General features: G+C 73.5%; 16 protein-coding genes. 4 read left to right on the forward strand and 12 right to left on the reverse strand.

Annotation, left to right across the window (positions count from 1 at the left end; all coding sequences use genetic code 11):
• Positions 1-129: 129 nt before the first annotated feature.
• Both CRP51_RS14565 and CRP51_RS14570 read right to left on the reverse strand, forming a co-directional pair.
• A complete protein-coding gene (locus tag CRP51_RS14565) occupies positions 130-978 on the reverse strand; it encodes an ABC transporter permease (RefSeq protein WP_097231614.1) in 849 nt (282 codons plus the stop codon).
• A complete protein-coding gene (locus CRP51_RS14570; protein WP_097231615.1) occupies positions 975-1,991 on the reverse strand; it encodes an ATP-binding cassette domain-containing protein in 1,017 nt (338 codons plus the stop codon). The genes CRP51_RS14565 and CRP51_RS14570 overlap by 4 nt, the downstream gene beginning before the upstream one ends.
• A gap of 632 nt (positions 1,992-2,623) precedes the next feature.
• On the opposite strand from CRP51_RS14570, the gene CRP51_RS14575 reads away from it, so the two are divergent.
• Positions 2,624-3,235, forward strand: coding sequence for a PadR family transcriptional regulator (locus CRP51_RS14575; protein WP_097231616.1), 612 nt, complete (start codon positions 2,624-2,626; stop codon positions 3,233-3,235).
• 46 nt (positions 3,236-3,281) lie between these two features.
• On the opposite strand, the gene CRP51_RS14580 is transcribed toward CRP51_RS14575, so the two are convergent.
• Positions 3,282-4,121, reverse strand: a complete 840-nt coding sequence (locus tag CRP51_RS14580) for a Sco1979 family transcriptional regulator (protein WP_097231617.1) — start codon at positions 4,119-4,121, stop codon at positions 3,282-3,284.
• A gap of 341 nt (positions 4,122-4,462) precedes the next feature.
• On the opposite strand from CRP51_RS14580, the gene CRP51_RS14585 reads away from it, so the two are divergent.
• Positions 4,463-4,957, forward strand: a complete 495-nt coding sequence (locus CRP51_RS14585) for an ATP-binding protein (protein WP_097231618.1) — start codon at positions 4,463-4,465, stop codon at positions 4,955-4,957.
• 159 nt (positions 4,958-5,116) lie between these two features.
• On the opposite strand, the gene CRP51_RS14590 is transcribed toward CRP51_RS14585, so the two are convergent.
• The 9 genes from CRP51_RS14590 to CRP51_RS14635 form a co-directional block, all read right to left on the reverse strand.
• Positions 5,117-5,353, reverse strand: a complete 237-nt coding sequence (locus CRP51_RS14590) for a DUF397 domain-containing protein (protein ID WP_097231619.1) — start codon at positions 5,351-5,353, stop codon at positions 5,117-5,119.
• A gap of 298 nt (positions 5,354-5,651) precedes the next feature.
• Positions 5,652-6,833 (reverse strand): CobW family GTP-binding protein, encoded by a 1,182-nt coding sequence (locus tag CRP51_RS14595; protein ID WP_097231620.1) that lies wholly within the window; start codon positions 6,831-6,833, stop codon positions 5,652-5,654.
• Positions 6,833-7,087, reverse strand: coding sequence for a type B 50S ribosomal protein L31 (locus CRP51_RS14600; RefSeq protein ID WP_097231621.1), 255 nt, complete (start codon positions 7,085-7,087; stop codon positions 6,833-6,835). The genes CRP51_RS14595 and CRP51_RS14600 overlap by 1 nt, the downstream gene beginning before the upstream one ends.
• Before the next feature lie 272 nt (positions 7,088-7,359).
• Positions 7,360-9,357, reverse strand: coding sequence for a serine hydrolase domain-containing protein (locus tag CRP51_RS14605; RefSeq protein WP_097231622.1), 1,998 nt, complete (start codon positions 9,355-9,357; stop codon positions 7,360-7,362).
• A gap of 123 nt (positions 9,358-9,480) precedes the next feature.
• Entirely contained in the window at positions 9,481-10,236 is a 756-nt protein-coding gene (locus CRP51_RS14610) for a hypothetical protein (protein WP_097231623.1), read from the reverse strand.
• 111 nt (positions 10,237-10,347) lie between these two features.
• A complete protein-coding gene (gene lpdA, locus CRP51_RS14615) occupies positions 10,348-11,760 on the reverse strand; it encodes a dihydrolipoyl dehydrogenase (protein ID WP_097231624.1) in 1,413 nt (470 codons plus the stop codon).
• Between the two features lie 279 nt (positions 11,761-12,039).
• The gene (locus CRP51_RS14625) at positions 12,040-13,068 is read right to left on the reverse strand and encodes a rod shape-determining protein (RefSeq protein ID WP_097231625.1); all 1,029 of its coding nucleotides are present in this window, start codon (positions 13,066-13,068) and stop codon (positions 12,040-12,042) included.
• 117 nt (positions 13,069-13,185) lie between these two features.
• Positions 13,186-15,180 carry an ABC transporter ATP-binding protein gene (locus tag CRP51_RS14630; RefSeq protein WP_097231626.1) on the reverse strand — a complete coding sequence of 665 codons (1,995 nt, stop codon included), beginning with the start codon at positions 15,178-15,180 and terminating at the stop codon, positions 13,186-13,188.
• A 70-nt stretch (positions 15,181-15,250) separates the two neighbouring features.
• The gene (locus CRP51_RS14635) at positions 15,251-16,219 is read right to left on the reverse strand and encodes a DUF3048 domain-containing protein (RefSeq protein WP_245880580.1); all 969 of its coding nucleotides are present in this window, start codon (positions 16,217-16,219) and stop codon (positions 15,251-15,253) included.
• Between the two features lie 225 nt (positions 16,220-16,444).
• Here CRP51_RS14635 and CRP51_RS14640 point away from each other — a divergent pair, with 225 nt between their 5' ends.
• Together CRP51_RS14640 and CRP51_RS14645 are read left to right on the forward strand one after the other, a co-directional pair.
• The gene (locus CRP51_RS14640) at positions 16,445-17,656 is read left to right on the forward strand and encodes a sensor histidine kinase (protein WP_097231628.1); all 1,212 of its coding nucleotides are present in this window, start codon (positions 16,445-16,447) and stop codon (positions 17,654-17,656) included.
• A 132-nt stretch (positions 17,657-17,788) separates the two neighbouring features.
• The gene (locus CRP51_RS14645) at positions 17,789-18,568 is read left to right on the forward strand and encodes a TVP38/TMEM64 family protein (protein ID WP_141514607.1); all 780 of its coding nucleotides are present in this window, start codon (positions 17,789-17,791) and stop codon (positions 18,566-18,568) included.
• The last annotated feature ends 20 nt before the right edge of the window (positions 18,569-18,588 follow it).

Genomic DNA, 18,588 nt, shown 5'->3' on the forward strand with positions numbered 1-18,588 from the left:
GCGCCGGGCCGTGCGGGGACGTCAGAAACGGTCGTCGCGGGTCGCGTTGGGACGGCCAGGCCCACGGGACGCCGCCGGCCCGCCCGGGTGGCGGGGCGGCGGCGTCGGCGGGTCGGGCGGGGGAACGCGTCAGGAGCCGAGGCGGGCGAAACGCCGCACGGCGAGCGGGACGAAGACCAGCAGCATGACCAACGGCCACAACAGCGCCAGCGGGACCGGGTGCTGGGCCGCCCAGGAGTCACCGGTCCAGGCCGGGTTGCCGAAGAGCTCCCTGGCCGCGCCGGCGGTGGCCGACATCGGGTTCCAGTCGGCCAGGGCACCGACCCAGCCCGGCATGGTGTCGGGCGAGACGAAGGCGCTGGAGAGGAACCCCAGCGGCCACACCAGGATCTGCACCGTCTGCACCAGCTCGGGCCGGCCGGCGACCAGCGCCAGCCAGATGCCGGCCCAGAGCACGGCGAACCGCAGCAGGAGCAGCAGCCCCAACGCCGCCAGCACCTCGCCGGCCCCCGCGTTCCAGCGCCAGCCGACCGCCCAGCCGGCACCGACCAGCACCAGCAGGCCGACCGTGGAGTTCAGCATGTCGAGCAGACTGCGCCCGATCAGAATCGCGCTGGGGGCGATGGGCATCGAACGGAACCGGTCGAGGATGCCGCGGTTGATGTCGGTGGTCAGCTCCACCATGGTGGACTCCAGGCCGAAGGCCATGGTCAACGCGAGCATCCCGGGCACCAGGAAGTCGACGTAGTCGCCGCCGCCCTCGACGGCCATCCCGCCGCCGAGAAAGTAGGCGAACATGATCAGCATCATCACCGAGAACGCCTGGTTGGCCAGGAACCGCCCCGGCTGACGGGCCCAGTGGGCCAGCCCCCGCCTGGTCATGGTGACGGAGTCACCGGCCAGCCGGCGCGTCCGCCCGGGGCGGTGCGGCGCGAGCGCCCCGCGCCCGGGGGAAGCGGTCGTGGTGGTCGTGCTCATGCCGGCACCTCCTCGGTGTTCCGGTCCGTCGGGCGGCCGGTGAGGGTCAGAAAGACCTCGTCCAGGGTCGGGCGGCGCAGCGCGATGTCCTCGGCCTCTATCCCGGCCTCGGCGAACGCCGCCACCACCGCCGTCAGCGCGGCCATCCGGTCCTGGACGCCGACGCTCAGCAGCCGGCGGTCGGCGTCGACGACAACGGTCTCGCCTTCCGCGGAGGGCGCGCCCGCCGGCGCCAGCCGGGCGAGCAGCGCGCGGGCGGCGGGCAGCGCCCCGGCGTCCCTGAGCACCACGTCGACGCGGTCGCCGCCGATCCGGCTCTTCAGCTGGTCCGCCGTGCCCTCCGCGATCCGACGGCCGCCGTCGATGACCGTGATCAGATCGGCCAGCTGATCGGCCTCCTCCAGGTACTGCGTGGTCAGCAGCACGGTCGCGCCGCCGCCCGCGAGGGAACGGACCGCCTGCCAGACCTCGGCGCGGCCGCGCGGGTCGAGGCCGGTGGTCGGCTCGTCGAGGAAGAGCACCTCGGGCCGGGTGATCAGGCTCGCCGCCAGGTCGAGCCGGCGGCGCATCCCGCCGCTGTACTTCCCGACCGCGCGACGTCCGGTGTCGCCCAGGTCGAAGCGGGTCAGCAGCTCGTCCGCCCGCGCGGCGGCGGCCCGGCCGCCCAGGTGGTAGAGCCTGCCGAACATCTCCAGGTTCTGTCGGCCGCTCAACTCCTCATCGACGGCCGCGTGTTGCCCGAGCAGCCCGATCCGGTACCGGACCTCGTCCGGCTGCCGCACCACGTCGAACCCGGCGACCTCGGCCACTCCGCCGGTCGGCCTCAGCAGCGTGGTCAGGATGCGCACCGCCGTGCTCTTGCCCGCGCCGTTGGGCCCCAGCACGGCGTGCACCCCGCCGGCGGCCACGGTGAGGTCGAGCCCGTCGAGGGCGCTCTTCGCCTCCTCTCCCCTGCCGAACGTTCTGCGGAGACCTCGCACGCGGATCACGGCGTCGTCGTCCTGTGGGGACACCCGGACACCTCGCCTTCCCTGGGTCGACTAGTCAAACTTGATGAGTGGGTGGTCGAGGGTAACGCGATTAGTCAAGTTTGACTAATCGGTTCCGCCCGGCGGTCGCCTCGGGCCGGGGCCGCCTCAGGCCGGCGCGGCCTTGAGGGGCGCGGTCGCCTCGGGCCGGCGCAGCCGTGAGGGGCGCGGGGAACTGCGCGGTGCATGGGTGGCGGGGCGCGGACGACGGCGGACCCACGGCGTCCGGGTGGGTTGTCGGGTGCGGCCCGGTGACGGGTTGCTCGCGCGGTTCCCTGCGCCCCTTCAGGCACACCGGTGGGTTGTCGGGTGCGGCCCGGTGACGGGTTGCTCGCGCGGTTCCCTGCGCCCCTTCAGGCACACCGGTGGGTTGTCGGGTGCGGCCCGGTGACGGGTTGCTCGCGCGGTTCCCCGCGCCCCTTCAGGCACACCGGTGGGTTGTCGGGTGCGGCCCGGTGACGGGTTGCTCGCGCGGTTCCCCGCGCCCCTTCAGGCACACCGGTGGGTTGTCGGGTGCGGCCCGGTGACGGGTTGCTCGCGCGGTTCCCCGCGCCCCTTCAGGCACACGGATGGCAGACTGAACGCGTTGTCAAGGGATTCGGGAAGGGCACCACGGGATGTCGGTGATGCGGCTACTGGTCCTGGGCGCGGTCCGTCAGCACGGGCGGGCGCACGGCTACCAGGTCCGCAACGACCTGGAGTTCTGGGGCGCCCACGAGTGGTCGACCGCCAAGCCCGGGTCGATCTACCACGCGCTGAAGCAACTGGCCAAGGAGGGCCTGTTGTTGGCGCACGAGGTGGCGCCCAGCACGGCCGGGGGGCCGCCCCGGGTCGAGTACGAGGTGACGGACGCGGGCGAGGAGGCGTTCTTCACGCTGCTGCGGGCCGGGTTGCGCGCCCACAACGAGCGGTTCGACGTGCTCACCAGCGCCGTCGGCTTCCTCGTCGATCTGCCGAGGGCCGAGGCGATCGGACTGCTGAGGGAACGGGTCGCCGCCCTGGAGAGCTGGGCCGGCGAGGTGCGGACACACTGGGCCCCGGACAGTCCGCCGGCCGAGTGGGGGCACATCGGGGAGATCATGCGGCTGTGGACCCACCAGGCGGAGAGCGACGCCCAGTGGACACGGGGGCTGATCGAGCGGCTGGAGAACGGCGCCTACGTGATGGCGGGTGAGGGGGAACGTGAGGTGACGGTGCTCCCCGAGGGCGTGGAGAACCCCTACGCCTGAACCGAGCCGCCGCACGTCCGCCGTCGCCCCGGCCCCGGGGCCGGGCTCAGAGCCGGCCCCGAAGCCCGGCGAGCAGGTCGCGGCTGGCCTTCTCGTCCAGCGCGGCGTCGGCGAGCCGGTCGAGGACCACCTGGTAGGCGGCGACCTCCTCGCGCTTGTCCAGATAGAGCGCGCCCGTCAGCTGTTCCAGATAGACCAGGTCCGACAGCTCCTGCTCGGCGAAGCGCAAGAGCGTGAACGCGCCAGATTCGGCCACGTGACCCCCGTGATCGAAGGGGACCACTTGGAGGGTGATGTTGGAATACTCACTGAACTCCAGGAGCGCGCCCAGCTGTTCGTCCATCGCCCGGCGCCCGCCGTAGGGACGGCGCAACGCGGCCTCGTCCAGGACACAGTGCAGGTGGGGGGCGCTTTCGGAGACCAGCAGCTTCTGCCGGCCCAGCCGCAGCGCCACTCTGCGGTCCACCTCGCCGCGCGGCAGCTCGCCGCGGTGACCGCTGACCATCACGGCGTGCGAGTATGCCTCGGTCTGCAACAAACCGTGCACGAACTGGAGTTCGTAGGTGCCGATCCGCTCGGCCGCCGCTTCGAGCCCGACATAGGTCTGGAACCAGCTCGGCAGCACGTCGCTGTAGCTGTGCCACCAGCCGGCGCGGTTGGAGGTGCGGGCCAGCGAGAGCAGGGGCTCGCGGTCGCCGTCCTCGGTGACGCCGTAGAGAGTCAGCAGGTCAGCGACGTCGCGGGGCTTGAAGCTGACGCGCCCCAACTCCATGCGGCTGATCTTGGACTCGGAGGCACGGATCGAGTACCCCGCCTGCTCCCTGGTGACCCCGCAGGACTCCCGCAGCCGCCGGAGCTGGGACCCCAGCAGGATGCGGCGCACCATCGAACCGCTCGCCTCGGGACCGCTGGGCTTACTCGTCGGCCCCGCCATCCGTTGCATACTCATGCGCTGCGCCCTCCACTTTCGCCACCGATGCAGTCTGCCATCTCCAGGTGCCTTTTAGTGCCTGTCCGGTTACGGCCCATCAAAAATGTCCGTGCACGTGCATCCGCCCTTGCATTTGCCGTGAGCGTTGGGAAGCATGAGTCCTGCGAGCTGAGACACACAGCACGCGCATAACGGCCTGCCCGCCCTCCCGTGGTGCTGGTGGGACGGGGGTTGTCACGCCTGTCATCCCTCGGCTGAACGCAGTGCCGCCACCGCTATGCCAGGAGTGCCGACCCATGGGGACCGAGGCGACGCCCTTGCTCGACGCTTTAGGGCATCCGTTGCTGCCCATCGACCCGCGGAGCGTGTCGGGCGCGGCGGCGATCGAGCTGGCGCCACGCCCCGAATCGGTCGGCCGGGCACGGGACTTCGCCCGGGGGACGCTGCACTCCTGGCGGCTGGACGAGCAGTTCGACAGCGTCGCCCTCGTCGTCTCCGAGCTGGTCACCAACGCGCTGCGACACGGCGTCGACCACTGCGCGCCCGAGTGGGGCCCCCTCCAGGCGCGTCCGCGGCTGGAGCTCGAACTCATCCGCTGTACCGCGCGGTTGGTCTGCGCGGTACGCGACCCCAGCGAACGGGCCCCGAGGCCGGCGCACGCGGACAGCGCGGCGGAGTCGGGGCGAGGGCTGCATCTGGTGGAGTGCTTCAGCGACGACTGGGGATGGCGGCGCCTGCACGGAAAGGGCCGGGGGAAGATCGTGTGGGCGACCTTCCTGACCAAGAGCTAGACAACTTCCCTTCGGCGAGCGTCCCTTGACGTCCCGTCGACCGGTCGCGGACCGCTCCTCCGCGCTCTCCGCGCTCTCCGCGTTCCCCTCTCCCCCCGCGCCCCCGCGCCCCCGCGTTCCCCGACACCGTCGCGCACGGAGTCGCCGTACGACGGCGGCTCAGCCGATCAGATGGTCGAACTCACCGTCCTTGACGCCCAGTAGCAGCGCCTCCACCTCGGCCGGCGTGTAGACGAGCGCGGGCCCCTCGGGAAAGCGGGAGTTGCGCACCGCCACGTCCCCGCTGGGCAGCCTCGCGAACTCGGCGCAGGTTCCCTGCGAGTTGCTGTGGCTGCTCTTCATCCACGTCACCCCCCGCAACAGGCTGGCCGTCATGCCGTTGTAAGCGTCTGGCATGGATCTCTCCCCGGATCGTGCGAGTGGAACTCGGTCGCCGCTCCCCTCCCCCGAAGGTCCCCCCGGAGAGCCAACCGCTTCGGATCATAACGCCGTTCACTTGCATATGCACGGGACAATGCACGTGCACGACCCGGGGTCGCCGGGCGGTCACGGATGGTCCGGTTGCGATCCGTGAGCACGCGCGTCCCCTTCCGGTCGGTGGTTCGACGCAACGGGAGCGCACATGGTTGCTACGGTTCCGCTTTTGCTTGCCACGTGTTCTCGGCCGACCGGCGGCCGGCCGGCCGAAACCGCGTCAGAAGACGGGGTCGAGCAGTTCGTCGAAGGCGGAGCCCAGCCGCAGCCACGCGGATCTGCCGGCCGCGTACTCCGTGTCGTTGAGAAGGCAGGCGCCCAGCAGCCAGCGGACGCGGTCCGCCCGCAGACCGGGGCCCGTGAAGACCAGATGCTGTCCACGGTCCCCCACCTCGGGGTCCCAGTCCAGGGTCGCGGCGATCCGCCATTCCAGGGGGAGTTCGTCCCAGTCCGGCCAGGGAAGCGACGCCAGCCAGGGGCCAACGTTGTCCACCACCAGGGAGCCGCCGGCGGCGTCCCAGCCGAGCAGCGTGTCCGGCCGGTCGGCGAGCCAGAAGCGCCCACGGCTGCGCGGCGCGAGCGACGTCAGCCGGGGCAGCGCCTCGTACAGCCGCTCCGGGTGGAACGGCCGGCGCTGGCGCCAGACCACGGTGCGCACGCCGTGCTCCTCGGCGAGTTGGGGCAGTTGCGCGCTGCCCGGGTGCTGCCGCGCGGCCAGCGCCACCACGTCGACGCTCGTCCGGCCGTCCGCCGGCACCTGGTCGCGGATCGCCGCCGCGGGGAAGGCCGGGTCGCGGACGTCGACCCACCGCGCGGTCGGGTGCAACTGCCGCAGCAACGCGCGGTCGGCATCGGTGACCCGCCGCGAGGGGGCGCCCAGCGCGAGCAGGGGCGCGTACTCGACCTGGCGCGCCCAGGTCTCGGCGACGGTGCGGGTGTCGTCCTCGCCGGTGGCCAGGTGAGCGGCGGCCAGATCGTCCGGCGAGGTCAGGCTGGCACGCACCCGCGCGGGGTCGACGGCGGTGACCACCCCGGTCAGCCGCAGTTGGTCACCGCCGTGGGTGACCAGCGCCTCGGCCATGGCCTGCGGCTCGACCGAGTCCCACAGCTCCACCACGGCCAACTGGCAGGTGCCGGCCTCGGAGAGCCGGCGCAGCGCGGGGACGAGGTCGTCGGCGAGCGCGCAGCAGGCGCAGTCGTTGGGCAGCGACACCTCGCCGCTGCCCAACGGACCCTCGGCGTCCGAGATCACCCGGGTGACCAGGGAACGGCGGGCCCGCGTCAGGTCGTGGTGGAGGGCCAGGGCGCCGGGAGTCGCGCCCAGCAGGGCGCGCACCGCCGCGCCGCGCGCCTCGGCGTGCAACCCGGCGACCAGCACAACGGGAAGGGCGGGCAGGGGCATCAACGCTCCTCACGCCGGCCGTAACGCCGCTCGAAACGCTGCACGCGCCCGGCGGTGTCCAGCACCCTGGCGGTGCCGGTGTAGAAGGGGTGGCTGGCGGACGAGGTCTCCACGTCGACCACCGGGTAGGTGTTCCCGTCCTCCCACTCGATGGTCTGGTCACTGGTCGCCGTGGACCGGGTGAGAAAGGCGTAGCCGGCCGCGCGGTCCCGGAAGACGACCGGCCGGTAGGTGGGGTGGGTGTCGGCTCTCATCACGGCTCTCCTTCGCGTCGCTCGGGTGCCCACGCGGGTCCGCCCCTGCGCGGACCGCCGTCCGAGTACCCCGAGCCGGCCAAGGGTCCCCTCGGCCGGGATATGGATCGGCGAAAGGACCGGGCAACCATGCCACTGGTCACACTCTCACGGAACGGGAACCGTTTTCACCGGCGCGCTCCCCCGTGAGAGGGGCACCGGACTCCCGTGCGATTCGCCCGAGGTGGTCCGGGCACCCAGCGACCGGCTGAGAGGGGGAGGCACGCGCACGCTCACGGCACCAGGTTGTACAGCGCCGCCAGATACAGCGTGCCCATCGCGGCGAGCGCCACCACCCCGTAGTGCACCCTTGCCACCGGCCCCCACCAGCGCCCCGGCCAGGCGAGGCCGGCGCAGGCCACCGTGCCCAGCGCGGTCAACGCGGCGGTCGTCAGCAGCAGCGGGACAGCGCGCAGCAGCGTCGCGTCGCCCAGCAGGATCGTCTCGTTCATCCGGTTGCCGTCGGCGACGAGCAGCGCGAAGCAGATCGCCCCCGCGCTGACCAGCACACACGTCAACCAGCCGAGCCCCAGCGCCACCCGCGTGGACGGCTCGCCCGCGCCGCCGCCGCGCCGCCAGAAGGAGGGGAACGCCGCGCGCGCCGTCCAGTACAGCGCCGACAGCAGCAGCACTCCGGCACCGGTTCCCAGCAGGATCTGGTGCAGCACCGGCGACTCGTACCAGTCGAGACGTTCCCAGGCCGCCGAGGGGAACGCGCCGAGCAGCAGCCGCCCGTCGGCGAACGCCAGCGTCTCGTGCCCGTCCTCCTGCCGGAAGACCCCCTCGCCGACCGGCACCCAGCGCTGGCTGCCGATGTCGGGATCGCGGGTGGCGGGGCCGCGGGTGGTCAGCGTGCCGTCGTCGTGGACCTCGACCTCGACGGCCGTGGTCAGGGCGGAGGCCCGGGTGAGGTCGGAGGCGCTGGTGCGGAGCGAACGGTAGAAGCCGGACTCGGCGTCGCCGCCCGCCGCGCCGCCCACCGCGCGCGGCACCTCGGGCGCGTCCCACACCCGCTCGGCGACCAGGTTCTCCACCTCCTGGCCCGCCCACCAGGCGCGCCCCTCCTCGCCGTCGCCGTTGTAGGCGACCCAGACGCCGACGTCCGCGTCGGGCAGCAGCGCCATGTTGGCGTGGAACCCCGGCAGGTCGCCGTCCTTGACCAGCAGGCGGTGCCCGCCCCAGGCCCGTTCCTCCAGGGCGTGGCCCAGGCCGGGCAGCCGTTCGTCGTTGGCGAAGCGGCGACCGGTCATCGCCTCCACGGACTCCTCGCCGAGCACGCGGGCGGCGTCACCGTCCCCCGCGGCGTCTCCCGGTGTTCCGCCGTTCAGCAGGGCCAGCAGGAGCCGGCCCATGTCGTGCGCCGTGGTGACCGCCCCGGCGCCCGCGGGGCTCCACGCGCCGTACTGCCCGCGGGCGACGGCCTGTCCGTCGCCGTCCGGGCGGTGACCGAGGGCGAGCCGCTCCGCCATCGGTCCGGGCGGCGGCTGGGTGAACGTGCTGCCCTCCATGCCGAGCGGCGTCAGCACGTGCTCGTCGAGATAGGCGTCGAACGGCTGGCCGCTGACGCGTTCCACCAGGTGGCCGGCGAGGGCGAACCCGTAGTTGTCGTACGTGGCGACCTCGCCGGCCGGGCGGGTCCGGTCGGGCTGGTGGTCGGCGAGCGCCTCCGCCAGCCCCTCGGCGTCACCCGGCTCCGCGGCGCCCCTGCCGAGGATGGCGTCGTCGAAGCCCGCGGTGTGCGTCAGCAGGTCGGCGACGGTGACCGGGCGTGCGTCGTCCGGGTGCTCGGCGACGGTGAACGTGTCGAGGTAGGTGTTGACGTCCTCGTCCAGGTCCAGCCGGCCGGCCTCGACCTGCTGGTACACGGCGGTCGCCGTGAGGACCTTGGCGACCGAGCCCATGAAGAAACCGGTCCCCGCGGGGTCGACCGGGACGTCGCGCCCCGCTTCGGCCGTTCCGTACCCGCGGGCCAGCACCTCCCGGCCGTCGGCCACGACGACCACGGTGGCGCCGGGGATGTCGTACTCGGCCAACTGCCTCTCCAGCAGCGCGTCCAGCGCGTCTTCGAGCCCACGCGCCCGCTCCTCCCCGGACGGCAGGGGCGTGTTCAGCGGCGCGTGCGCCGGAGTGTCCGCCGGCGCGGCGGTCGGCGCCAGCGACCACGCCAGCGCCCCGAGTGCCAGTCCCGCCCCCAGCCCCCGGGGCGCCCACCTTCGCCGTCGCGTGCCCATCGGGTCGCCTCGTCCGTCCGTCCGTCCGTCGAGACGAGGCAACCAGCGCGCGCCACCGCGCCCCAGCCGCCCAGGCGGCGTTCCCGGGGTGTGTCCACAGCCACCGTCCGGGGTGTGCCGAGGTCACCCCCAGGACGTCGGCGCGGGCCGGAACCGGGCGCGGAACCGGGGCATCCGCTGCCCCTTCGGGTCGAGCAGCTCGATCAGGTCGATCAGCGCGTGCTGTATCTCCGTCAGTCGTGCCACGGCCGGCCGTGTCTCCTCGGCGAGCCCGTCGACGTCGGCCAGCAGCCCGTCGAACCAGCGCCGGAACTCCTCGTCGCCGTCCAGCCGCGCGCTGAACTCGGCGAACCCGAGGCACCGGCGCTCCCCAGGACCGCCCTCCGGATGGATCATCAGCTCGCCGATCGCGCGCTGGTGGCCACGGAAGAGCCGGAACGCGTCGCTTCCCGCGGTGCGGTTGAACGCCTTGTCGACGTCGAAGATCCGGGCCATGACGGCCCGGTTGGTGCGCGAGGGGCCGAGGTCGAGGAACCGCACGTCCCGGCGCAGGATCTCGACCCACCCCAGGTACTCGGCGATCACGAACACCGTGCTCCGCCGCGCGTACGCGCGCTCCTCCGCGTCACCCCGCCGCAGGAACGCGTCCACGAAGCCGCCGCTGACACCCGGCGCCTCGTCGATCTGCTGGCCCCGCAGGATGTTGAAGAACCTGCTCTGGAGGTCGTACGCCGCCCACGCCAGGGACATGCCGTAGGTCGCCATCAGCGACCGCTCCTCCGCACCGCGCAGCCGCCGCTGCGCCCAGTACCCCAGCACGCCCGTGAGCGCCGCGCTCCCCAGGGCCACGCCCGCCGACACCCACGTCACCAGACTCACGAAGCGACTCCCCCCGGTGGCAACGCCGTTCCCGCCCATCGTAGAGACGGACGGCCCGTTCCCCACCACGGTGGCGGGGAACGGGCCGTGCGACATGGCGGCGGTCGGGGCTCACATGTTGATCATGTGCCCCGCCAGCCCGTGGACCGCCTCCTTGACCGCCTCGCCCAGGGTCGGATGGGCGTGGATGTTGCGCGCCACCTCGTGGACGGTGAGGTCCCACTGCTGGGCCAGCGTCAGCTCGGGGAGGAGTTCGGTGACCTCGGGGCCGATGAGATGGCCGCCGAGGAGCTCGCCGTGGGTCTCGTCGCTGATCAGCTTGACGAAGCCGGCCGGCTGGCCCAGGCCGTGGGCCTTGCCGTTGGCGGTGAAGGGGAACTTGACGGTCTTGACCGCGAAGCCCTGCTCCTTCGCCTGGGCCTCGGTCAGCCCGAAGCTGGCGATCTGCGGCTGGCAGTAGGTGGCGCGCGGGATCATGGCGAAGTTCAGCTCCATGGTCTCCGCCCCGCCGATGGTCTCGGCGGCGATCACGCCCATCGCCTCGGCGGCGTGCGCCAGCATCAGCTTGGCGGTGACGTCGCCGATCGCGTAGATGTGCGGCACGTTGGTGCGGCTGACGCCGTCCACCTCGATCGCGCCGCGCTCGGTGAGGCGCACGCCGGTCGCCTCCAGGCCGTAGCCCTCGACGCGCGGCGCGAAGCCGATCGCCTGGAGGACCTTGTCGGTCTCCAGCACCTGCTGCTGGCCCTTGGCGTCGGTGACGGTGACCCGCACCGGGGCGGCGGGGTCGGAGTCGTCGATGGCGTCGACGCGGGTGGAGGTCATGACCTTGATGCCCAGCTTGCGGTAGTGCCGGGCCAGTTCCTTCGAGACGTCGGCGTCCTCCAGCGGCACCAGCCGGTCCAGGAACTCGACGATGGTGACGTCGACGCCGTAGTTGCTCAGCACATAGGCGAACTCGACGCCGATGGCGCCCGCGCCCGCGATCACGATGCTGCCGGGCAGGGTCTCGCTGAGGATCTGCTCCTCGTAGGTGACCACGCGGTCGCTGAGGCTGGTGCCGGGCAGCAGCTTGGTGGTGGCGCCGGTGGCGATGACGCAGTGGTCGAACGTGACGGTCTCCGAGCCGCCCTCGCTGAGCGTGACCTGGAGGGTGTTCGGGTCGGTGAAGGTACCGCGGCCCTCGTACTCGGTGATGCCGTTCTTCTTGGTGAGGTAGTGCACGCCGTTGACCCGGCCCTCGGCGACCTTGCGGCTGCGGCGGAACGCCTCCCCGTAGTCGAAGGTGACCTTGCCCTCCACGCGGATGCCGAAGGTCTCCGCCTCGTGCTGGAGGACGTGGGCCAACTCCGCGTTGCGCAGCAGCGCCTTGGAGGGGATGCAGCCGACGTTCAGGCACACCCCGCCCCAGTACTTCTCCTCGACGATCGCGGTCCGCAACCCCAGCTGGGTGGCCCGGACGGCCGCGGTGTAGCCCCCGGGCCCCGCGCCCAGGACGACGACGTCGTAGTGCTGCGTGCTCATGTGACCCTCACGCCTTCTCTCACGCTCTCGGGATGGTGGTCTGGCTCCTGCCCACCTCCATCACACCACGACGCGGATCGCCTCCCGGCGGCCACCCGGCGCCGACGAGGAGGCTCGACGGCGGTACCCGGGTGACCGGCGACGGGAAGCCGAGGGGCGGGGGACCGGGGCGGGGACCAGGACGGGGACCGGGGCGGGAACCAGGACGGGGGCCGGGGCGGGAGCCGGGGCGGGAGCCGGGGCGGGGAACCACCGGCGGGCGGCGGCCGGTGGCGCGGGTCAGGCCGGGATGGCCTCGGGCGCCGGGACCTGGGAGGTGATCCGGCCCTCCAGCAGCGCGCCGAGCCCGAGCACGGTGCAGAGCCCCGGCTCCTCGGCGACCGTCACCGAGACGCCCGTGTGCTGCCGGATCGCCTCGTCCAGGCCGGGGAGCCTGGCCGCGCCGCCGGTGAGCACGATGCCGCGCTCGGCGAGGTCGGCGACCAGGTCCGGCGGGCAGCGGTGGAGCACCGAACGGAGCGCGTCGAGCAGCCCCGTCAACGGGGCGCGCAGCGCCGCCCGCAGCGACTCCGGGTCCACCATCACGGTGCGCCCGAGGCCGGTGGCCACATCCCGGCCGTGCACCTCGGTGACCGCGTCGGCCGCGCTGGCCAGCGCCGTGTGCAGGGGGCGCACCGCCTGGCTGGGGAGCATCACCTCGTGCTGGTTGCGCAGGTGTTGCAGCAGCGCGCGGTCGATGGTCTCGCCGCCCATCGGCACCTTCTCCGCGGCGACGATGGAGCCCAGCGCCAGCACCGCGATCTGGGTGGTCGAGGCGCCGCACTGCACGATCATGGTGGCCTCCGGCTCCTCCACCGGCAGCCCGGCGCCGACGCCGGCGGTCACCAGCCCGTCGACCAGCTCCACCCGCCGCGCGCCGAGTCCCACCAGCGTCTCGTGCATGGCGCGCCGGGTCAGCGGGTCGGCGTCGTGCGGGATGCAGACGGCGGCGCGCAGCATCGGCTTGCGCCGCCACGCGCGCCGGTGCTTCGCGCCGACCATGGCGCGCAGCATCCGCTGGGCCATCTGGATGTCGACGACGGTGCCGCCGGAGATCGGGCGGACCACCCGGATGTTGGCGGGGGTGCGGCCGGCCATCCGTTCGGCGGGGGTGCCGACCGCGATCAGCGAGCCGGTTCTGGTGTTGACCGCGACGACGGACGGTTCGTCGACGATCAGTCCGGTCTGTCTGAGGTACACGCGGGTGCGGGCCGCCCCGAGGTCGGCGGCCACCGTGCAGCGGCGCAGGTGTTCAAGCGTGAGGGTCATGGCTCCAGGCTCGGCCGGCGGGCCGGGCGCCGCGCGTTGAACGCCGCCGACCGGGCGACGGGCGGGCGGCGTCCCCGACGCGCCGTCAGCCGGACGGCGCGTCAGGTGAACGGCGCGTCAGCTCACCGGCTCGACCTCGGCCGGGGCCACCGCCCCGTTCGCCCGGTGCGCCCCGTTCGCCTCGGCGCCACCCGCGTCTTCCCCGCCGTCCTCACCGCTGGCGCCTTCCCCGCCGTCCGGGGCGTCCGCGCCCTCCCCGCCGAACTGGGTGCGGTGCAGCTCCAGGTAGCGTCCGCCCGCCGCCAACAGCTCGTCGTGCGTGCCGCGTTCGACGATGCGGCCGGCCTCGACGACCAGGATCTGGTCGGCCGCCCTGACCGTGGAGAGCCGGTGCGCGATCACCACCGAGGTGCGCCCCGCCAGCGCCTCGGCCAGCGCCTCCTGCACGGCCGCCTCCGAGGTGGCGTCCAGATGGGCGGTCGCCTCGTCGAGGATCACCACCCGGGGCTGCGCCAGCAGCAGCCTGGCGATGGTCAGCCGCTGGCGTTCGCCGCCGGAGAGCCGGTAGCCGCGTTCGCCCACCACCGTGTCGAGCCCGTCGGGAAGCGCCGCGACCAGGTCGTCCAGCCGGGCCCTGCGCAGCGCGTCCCGGAGCGCGGACTCGTCGGCACCGGGCGCGGCCAGCGTCAGGTTGGCGCGGATCGTGTCGTGGAAGAGGTGCCCGTCCTGGGTGACCATCCCCACGGTCCGCCGCAGCGAGGCCGCCGTCAGGTCGCGGACGTCGACGCCGCCGACGCTGACGCTGCCGGCGTCCGCGTCGTAGAGCCGGGTGGCGAGCTGCGCGATGGTGGACTTGCCCGCGCCCGACGAGCCGACGAGGGCGACGAGTTCGCCGGCACGCGCGGTGAACGTGATCCCGTGCAGCACCTGCTCACCGCCCCGGGTGTCGAGCGTGGCGACCTCCTCCAGCGAGGCGAGCGAGACCTTCTCGGCCGAGGGGTAGCCGAAGTCGACCCCCTCGAAGCTGACGGAGGCGGGCCCCTCGGGCACCGGCCGCGCGTCGGGGCGCTCCTCGATCAGCGGCTTCAGGTCCAGCACCTCGAAGACCCGCTGGAAGCTGACCAGCGCGCTCATCACCTCGACCCGCGCGCTGGCCAGCGAGGTCAGCGGCGCGTAGAGCCGGGTCAGCAGCATCGCCAACGAGACCACGGCGCCCGCCTCCAGCTCACCGCGCAGGGCGTAGAAGCCGCCCACGCCGTAGACCAGCGCCAGCGCCAGCGCGGAGACCAGGGTCAGCGCGGTGATGAAGACCATCTGGACCATGGCCGACCTGATCCCGATGTCCCGCACCCGCCGGGCGCGCTCCGCGAACTCCTCCGACTCCTCGTGCGGCCGCCCGTACAGCTTGACCAGGGTGGCGCCGGGCGCGGAGAAGCGCTCGGTCATCTGTGTGGACATCACCGCGTTGTGGTTGGCGGCCTCCCGGGAGAGCCGCGCCAACCGGCCGCCCATGCGCCGGGCGGGCAGCACGAAGACGGGGAGCAGCAGCAGGGCGAGCGCGGTGATCTGCCAGGAGATGGTGACCATCACGCCGAGGGCGAGCAGCAGCATGACCAGGTTGCTGAGCACCCCGGAGAGCGTGTTGCTGAACGCGCGCTGGGCGCCGATGACGTCCGAGTTCAGCCGGCTGACCAGGGCGCCGGTGCGGGTCCTGGTGAAGAACGCGATCGGCATCCGCTGCACGTGGTCGAAGACCGCGGTGCGCAGGTCCAGGATCAGTCCCTCGCCTATCCGCGCGGAGAGCCAGCGGGCGACCAGTCCGATCGCCGCCTCCGCGACGGCGATGCCCGCGATCAGCAGGGCGAGGGTGACCACCACGCGCTCCTCCTCGCCGTCGGAGATCGCGTTCACCACCCGGCCGGCGAGCACCGGCGTCGCCACGGCCAGCAGCGCGGTCGCCACGCTGAGCAGCAGGAACCAGATCAGCAGCGTGCGGTGGGGACGGGCGAAACGGCCGATGCGGCGCAGCGTCGCGCGGGAGAAGGGGCGCTCGTCGTCCTGTGCGTAGCGCGCGTTGTAGAGCGCGTTCCAGGCGGTCATCTCCATGCTCATGACGGTGACGCTATTTCTTGAAGTTAAGTTGAGGTCAAGCGGTTTTCCCTCGTTCTACTGTTCGACCGCTCTACTGTTCGCCCTCGGGCCGCTCGGGGAGCAGGACGACCCAGAGCTGGCCGGGGGCGAGCGGAAACGGTTCGCCGTCGGTCGTCTCGAACGCGGTGCCGCGCCGTTCGTCCGGCCGCCGCCACTCGGCCGGCCACTCCCGGCCGTTCCGGAGCACCGTCGCGGTGCCGGAGCCGACGGTCTCGGTGTACGGGGTGACCGCGCCACCGCCGTCGCCGAACTCCGAGGGGCGGACCGTCACCCGCTGCAACACCACGGTGGCGGCGGAGAGTTCGGTCTCCTCGCCGTCCATGGCCACCGCCCAGGCGTCCGCGTTCCCGTCCCAGCGGAACGTGAACGACGCGTTGCCGTAACCTGCCTCGACCCGCTCCACGGGGGTGCCGCCGTCCGGCGCGTCACCGAAGGTGTGGCCGACGTCGGCGACCTCGTCGACCTCGGTCGCCTCGGGCGCCGAGGCCAGCAGTGCGGCGGGGTCGAGATAGAGGTTGTGCGGGGCGGCGCGTTCGGGGGCGCGTGTGTAGGCGTCGGGCGCCGCCTCGGGCGGGCGGGCGTGCAGCGGCGCCTCGTCGATCAGGGGCAGCAGGGCGCCCTGCGCCCCGGAGAACGCCAGCGCCGGCTCGTCGAACTGCCGCAGCAGCTCCAGGTCGGACTCCCGCGCGCTGCGCACCGGCCCGACGCGGTCGGGGAGTCGGCCGGCGTAGACGGCGACGAGGCGGCTCAGGCCGGCCTCGACCTCCTCGACATAGACGATCTGGGCGGCGTCGACCCCGGTGTGCGGGCGGGCGGGTGCCGCGTTGTCGATCTTCACGGCGAGGACCTGGCCCGGCTCGCCCGGCAGGCCGTCGAGCGGCGAGACGTAGGCGCCGTCGGCGTCGCGGTCCTCGCGGTTCTCCACCTGGCAGCCGACGAGCGACAGCACCCCGGCGGCCAGGGCGGCGACGGCCGCCCGCCCCACCCGCTTCGTCGTCACCCGACCACGATAGCGGCGCCGCCGGGGTCTCCGGGGGGGGCGCGAACGGGTCCGCGGGTCCGCCGGGGCGTGGCCGACCACGCGCGGCACGCCCGCGGTGCCCACCGAGCCCGGAGCGCCCGCCCGTCCTCCCGTCCTGCTCCGGTCCTCCCGCCCTACTCCCGTCCTCCCGTCCTACTCCCGTCGTCGTACGCGGGGCGGCGGGGCGCGGCCTACCGTGGTCGGGTGATTGCCAAGGTGGTGCGCGGGGCGGCTTCCGGGGGGCTGGCCAGGGACCTGGCACTGAGCGCGGCGATCGGCTGCCTGACCGCGGCCGACCTGGCGTCCAACGTGCCGGGCTCCCGCGAGGACGACGCGCTCAGCTGGCTGCTGCTCGGGGTGGCGGTGGTCGGCCTCTGCTGGCAGCGGCGGCGGCCGCTGCTCGCCGTGGTGGTGACGGGCGTCGGCTCGTTGGGCTGGACGTTGCTCGGCCATCTGGGCGAGTTGCTGAACCTGCCCTGGATGGTGGCGCTGTACTTCCTGGCCTGTTCGAGCGAGCGGCGACGCACCGTGGTGATCGGCGTGCTGGCGGCGGCCGCCTCCGGGATCGTCTCCGTGCTGGCCGGCCAGGAGGAGGGGCGGTCCATGCCGTCGCCGGTACTGGAGATGGCGATCCCGCTGGTGCCGCTGCTGCTGGGCGAGGTGGTGCGCGGACGGCGCGAGTTGACCGCCTCCTACGCGGAGCGAGCGCGCCGCGCGGAACAGGAGCGCGAACGCGAGGCCGCGCGCCGGGTGCGCGAGGAACGGATGCGGATCGCGCGGGAGATGCACGACATCGTGGCGCACACCGTCTCGGCGATGACCGTGCAGGCCGGGGTGGCGTTGGACGCGCTGGACCGCCGCCCCGAGCTGAGCCGGTCGGCGCTGCGGCAGGTGCGGGACTCGGGCCGGGAGGCGATCCGTGAGCTGCGCACCACGCTCAGCGTGCTGCGCGACGACGAGTCGACGCCGGTGGCGCCTGCGCCCCGGCTGGCCCAACTGCCGGAGCTGATCGCCAGGTTCCCCGGCGACCGTCCCCGGATCACGCTGCGCGGCGCGGAACTCCTCACCGGAGGGCGTCCGTTGCCGCCCGTCGTCGAGCTGACGGCGTACCGCATCGTCCAGGAGGCACTCACCAACGTGGTCCGCCACTCCCGTGCCGACCACGCCACGGTCGCGCTCTCCCTGGACGCGGAGGGGCCGCTGGTCGTCGAGGTGGTCGACGACGGCCCGGCCCGCGCGGAGCACACCGGCGCCGGCCTCGGCCTGGTCGGGATGCGTGAACGAGCCACCGCCATCACCGGCACCCTCTCCGCCGGCCCCCTCCCCGACGGCGGCTTCCGCGTCCACGCCCGCCTCCCGCTGGACGAACACGGGGGCGGGCGCGAGGGCGAGGGCGGGGGCGTTTCGGGGTCGTGATCCTCCCGACACGGGACGGCGCGCCTCTGGCCCCGCTGCCCTTGTGCGCCGCGTGGAATGCCGACGCGGTACCCGATGACGCCCGGAGGTTCGTGGTGCGGCATCTCCGCGCCCCAGCGGCATCATGGGCGGGTGACGGTGTGGAGGCTGGCGCGGGTGGCGCTGTTGGTGTCGCTGCTCGGCGGGGTCGGGGCGGCCGGACTGGTGGTGGGGCCCGAGGAGTTGGCGGCGCGGGCGTCCGGGCCGGCGGCGGGGCCGGTGTTCCTGGTGCTGTACGCGCTGGGGACGGTGGCGTTCGTGCCCAAGCCGGCGCTGAGCGCGGCGGCCGGCGCGCTCTTCGGCGTCGGGTACGGGCTGCCGCTGACGACGCTGGGGACGGTGGCGGGCGCGTTGCTCGGGTTCTGGGCGGGGCGCCTGCTGGGGCGGGACGCGTTGGGCCCGCTGCTGCGTGCCCGCCGGGTGGCGGAGCTCGAACGGCGGCTGACGGAACGGGCGTTCGTGAGCGTGCTGGTGGCGCGGCTGATTCCGGTCGTGCCGTTCGCCCTGGTGAATCTGGGGGCCGCGTTCTCCCGGATGGGGTGGGGACCGTTCGCCGGCGCCACCGCGCTGGGCACCGCTCCGGGTAACGCGGTGTGGGTGCTGGCCGGCGCGTGGGCGGCGACGCCTTCGGCGGGGTGGCTGTGGCTGCCGGCGGGGTGTGGCGCGCTGCTACTGGCCGGCGGCGCGCTGGCGCGACGGCGCTATGCGCCCGCGCGAGGGAGTGCGCGGCGGGAAACGGCGAGGAACGCGGCGGGCAACGCGACGAGGGAAGCGACGAGGAACGCGGCGGAGAAAACGCGCCGACCGGCTCTTCAGGACTCCTCGGCAACGGCCGATGGCCCGGGGGCGGGGCTGAGCGGTACCCGCGGCTGACACGACGGATCTCCCCTCGA

It is taken from the genome of Streptomyces zhaozhouensis (assembly GCF_900230195.1).
GTDB lineage: Bacteria > Actinomycetota > Actinomycetes > Streptomycetales > Streptomycetaceae > Streptomyces > Streptomyces zhaozhouensis.

Excerpts from the sequence above, each read along its gene's own strand:
- CRP51_RS14595 (WP_097231620.1), bottom strand. The coding sequence starts at position 6,833 with ATGCCCCTGCCCGCCCTTCCCGTTGTGCTGGTCGCCGGGTTGCACGCC.
- CRP51_RS14580 (WP_097231617.1), bottom strand. The coding sequence starts at position 4,121 with ATGGTGCGCCGCATCCTGCTGGGGTCCCAGCTCCGGCGGCTGCGGGAG.
- CRP51_RS14590 (WP_097231619.1), bottom strand. The coding sequence starts at position 5,353 with ATGCCAGACGCTTACAACGGCATGACGGCCAGCCTGTTGCGGGGGGTG.
- CRP51_RS14625 (WP_097231625.1), bottom strand. The coding sequence starts at position 13,068 with ATGACCCTCACGCTTGAACACCTGCGCCGCTGCACGGTGGCCGCCGAC.
- CRP51_RS14600 (WP_097231621.1), bottom strand. The coding sequence starts at position 7,087 with ATGAGAGCCGACACCCACCCCACCTACCGGCCGGTCGTCTTCCGGGAC.
- CRP51_RS14565 (WP_097231614.1), bottom strand. The coding sequence starts at position 978 with ATGAGCACGACCACCACGACCGCTTCCCCCGGGCGCGGGGCGCTCGCG.
- CRP51_RS14630 (WP_097231626.1), bottom strand. The coding sequence starts at position 15,180 with ATGAGCATGGAGATGACCGCCTGGAACGCGCTCTACAACGCGCGCTAC.
- CRP51_RS14585 (WP_097231618.1), top strand. The coding sequence starts at position 4,463 with ATGGGGACCGAGGCGACGCCCTTGCTCGACGCTTTAGGGCATCCGTTG.
- CRP51_RS14575 (WP_097231616.1), top strand. The coding sequence starts at position 2,624 with ATGTCGGTGATGCGGCTACTGGTCCTGGGCGCGGTCCGTCAGCACGGG.
- CRP51_RS14605 (WP_097231622.1), bottom strand. The coding sequence starts at position 9,357 with ATGGGCACGCGACGGCGAAGGTGGGCGCCCCGGGGGCTGGGGGCGGGA.
- lpdA (WP_097231624.1), bottom strand. The coding sequence starts at position 11,760 with ATGAGCACGCAGCACTACGACGTCGTCGTCCTGGGCGCGGGGCCCGGG.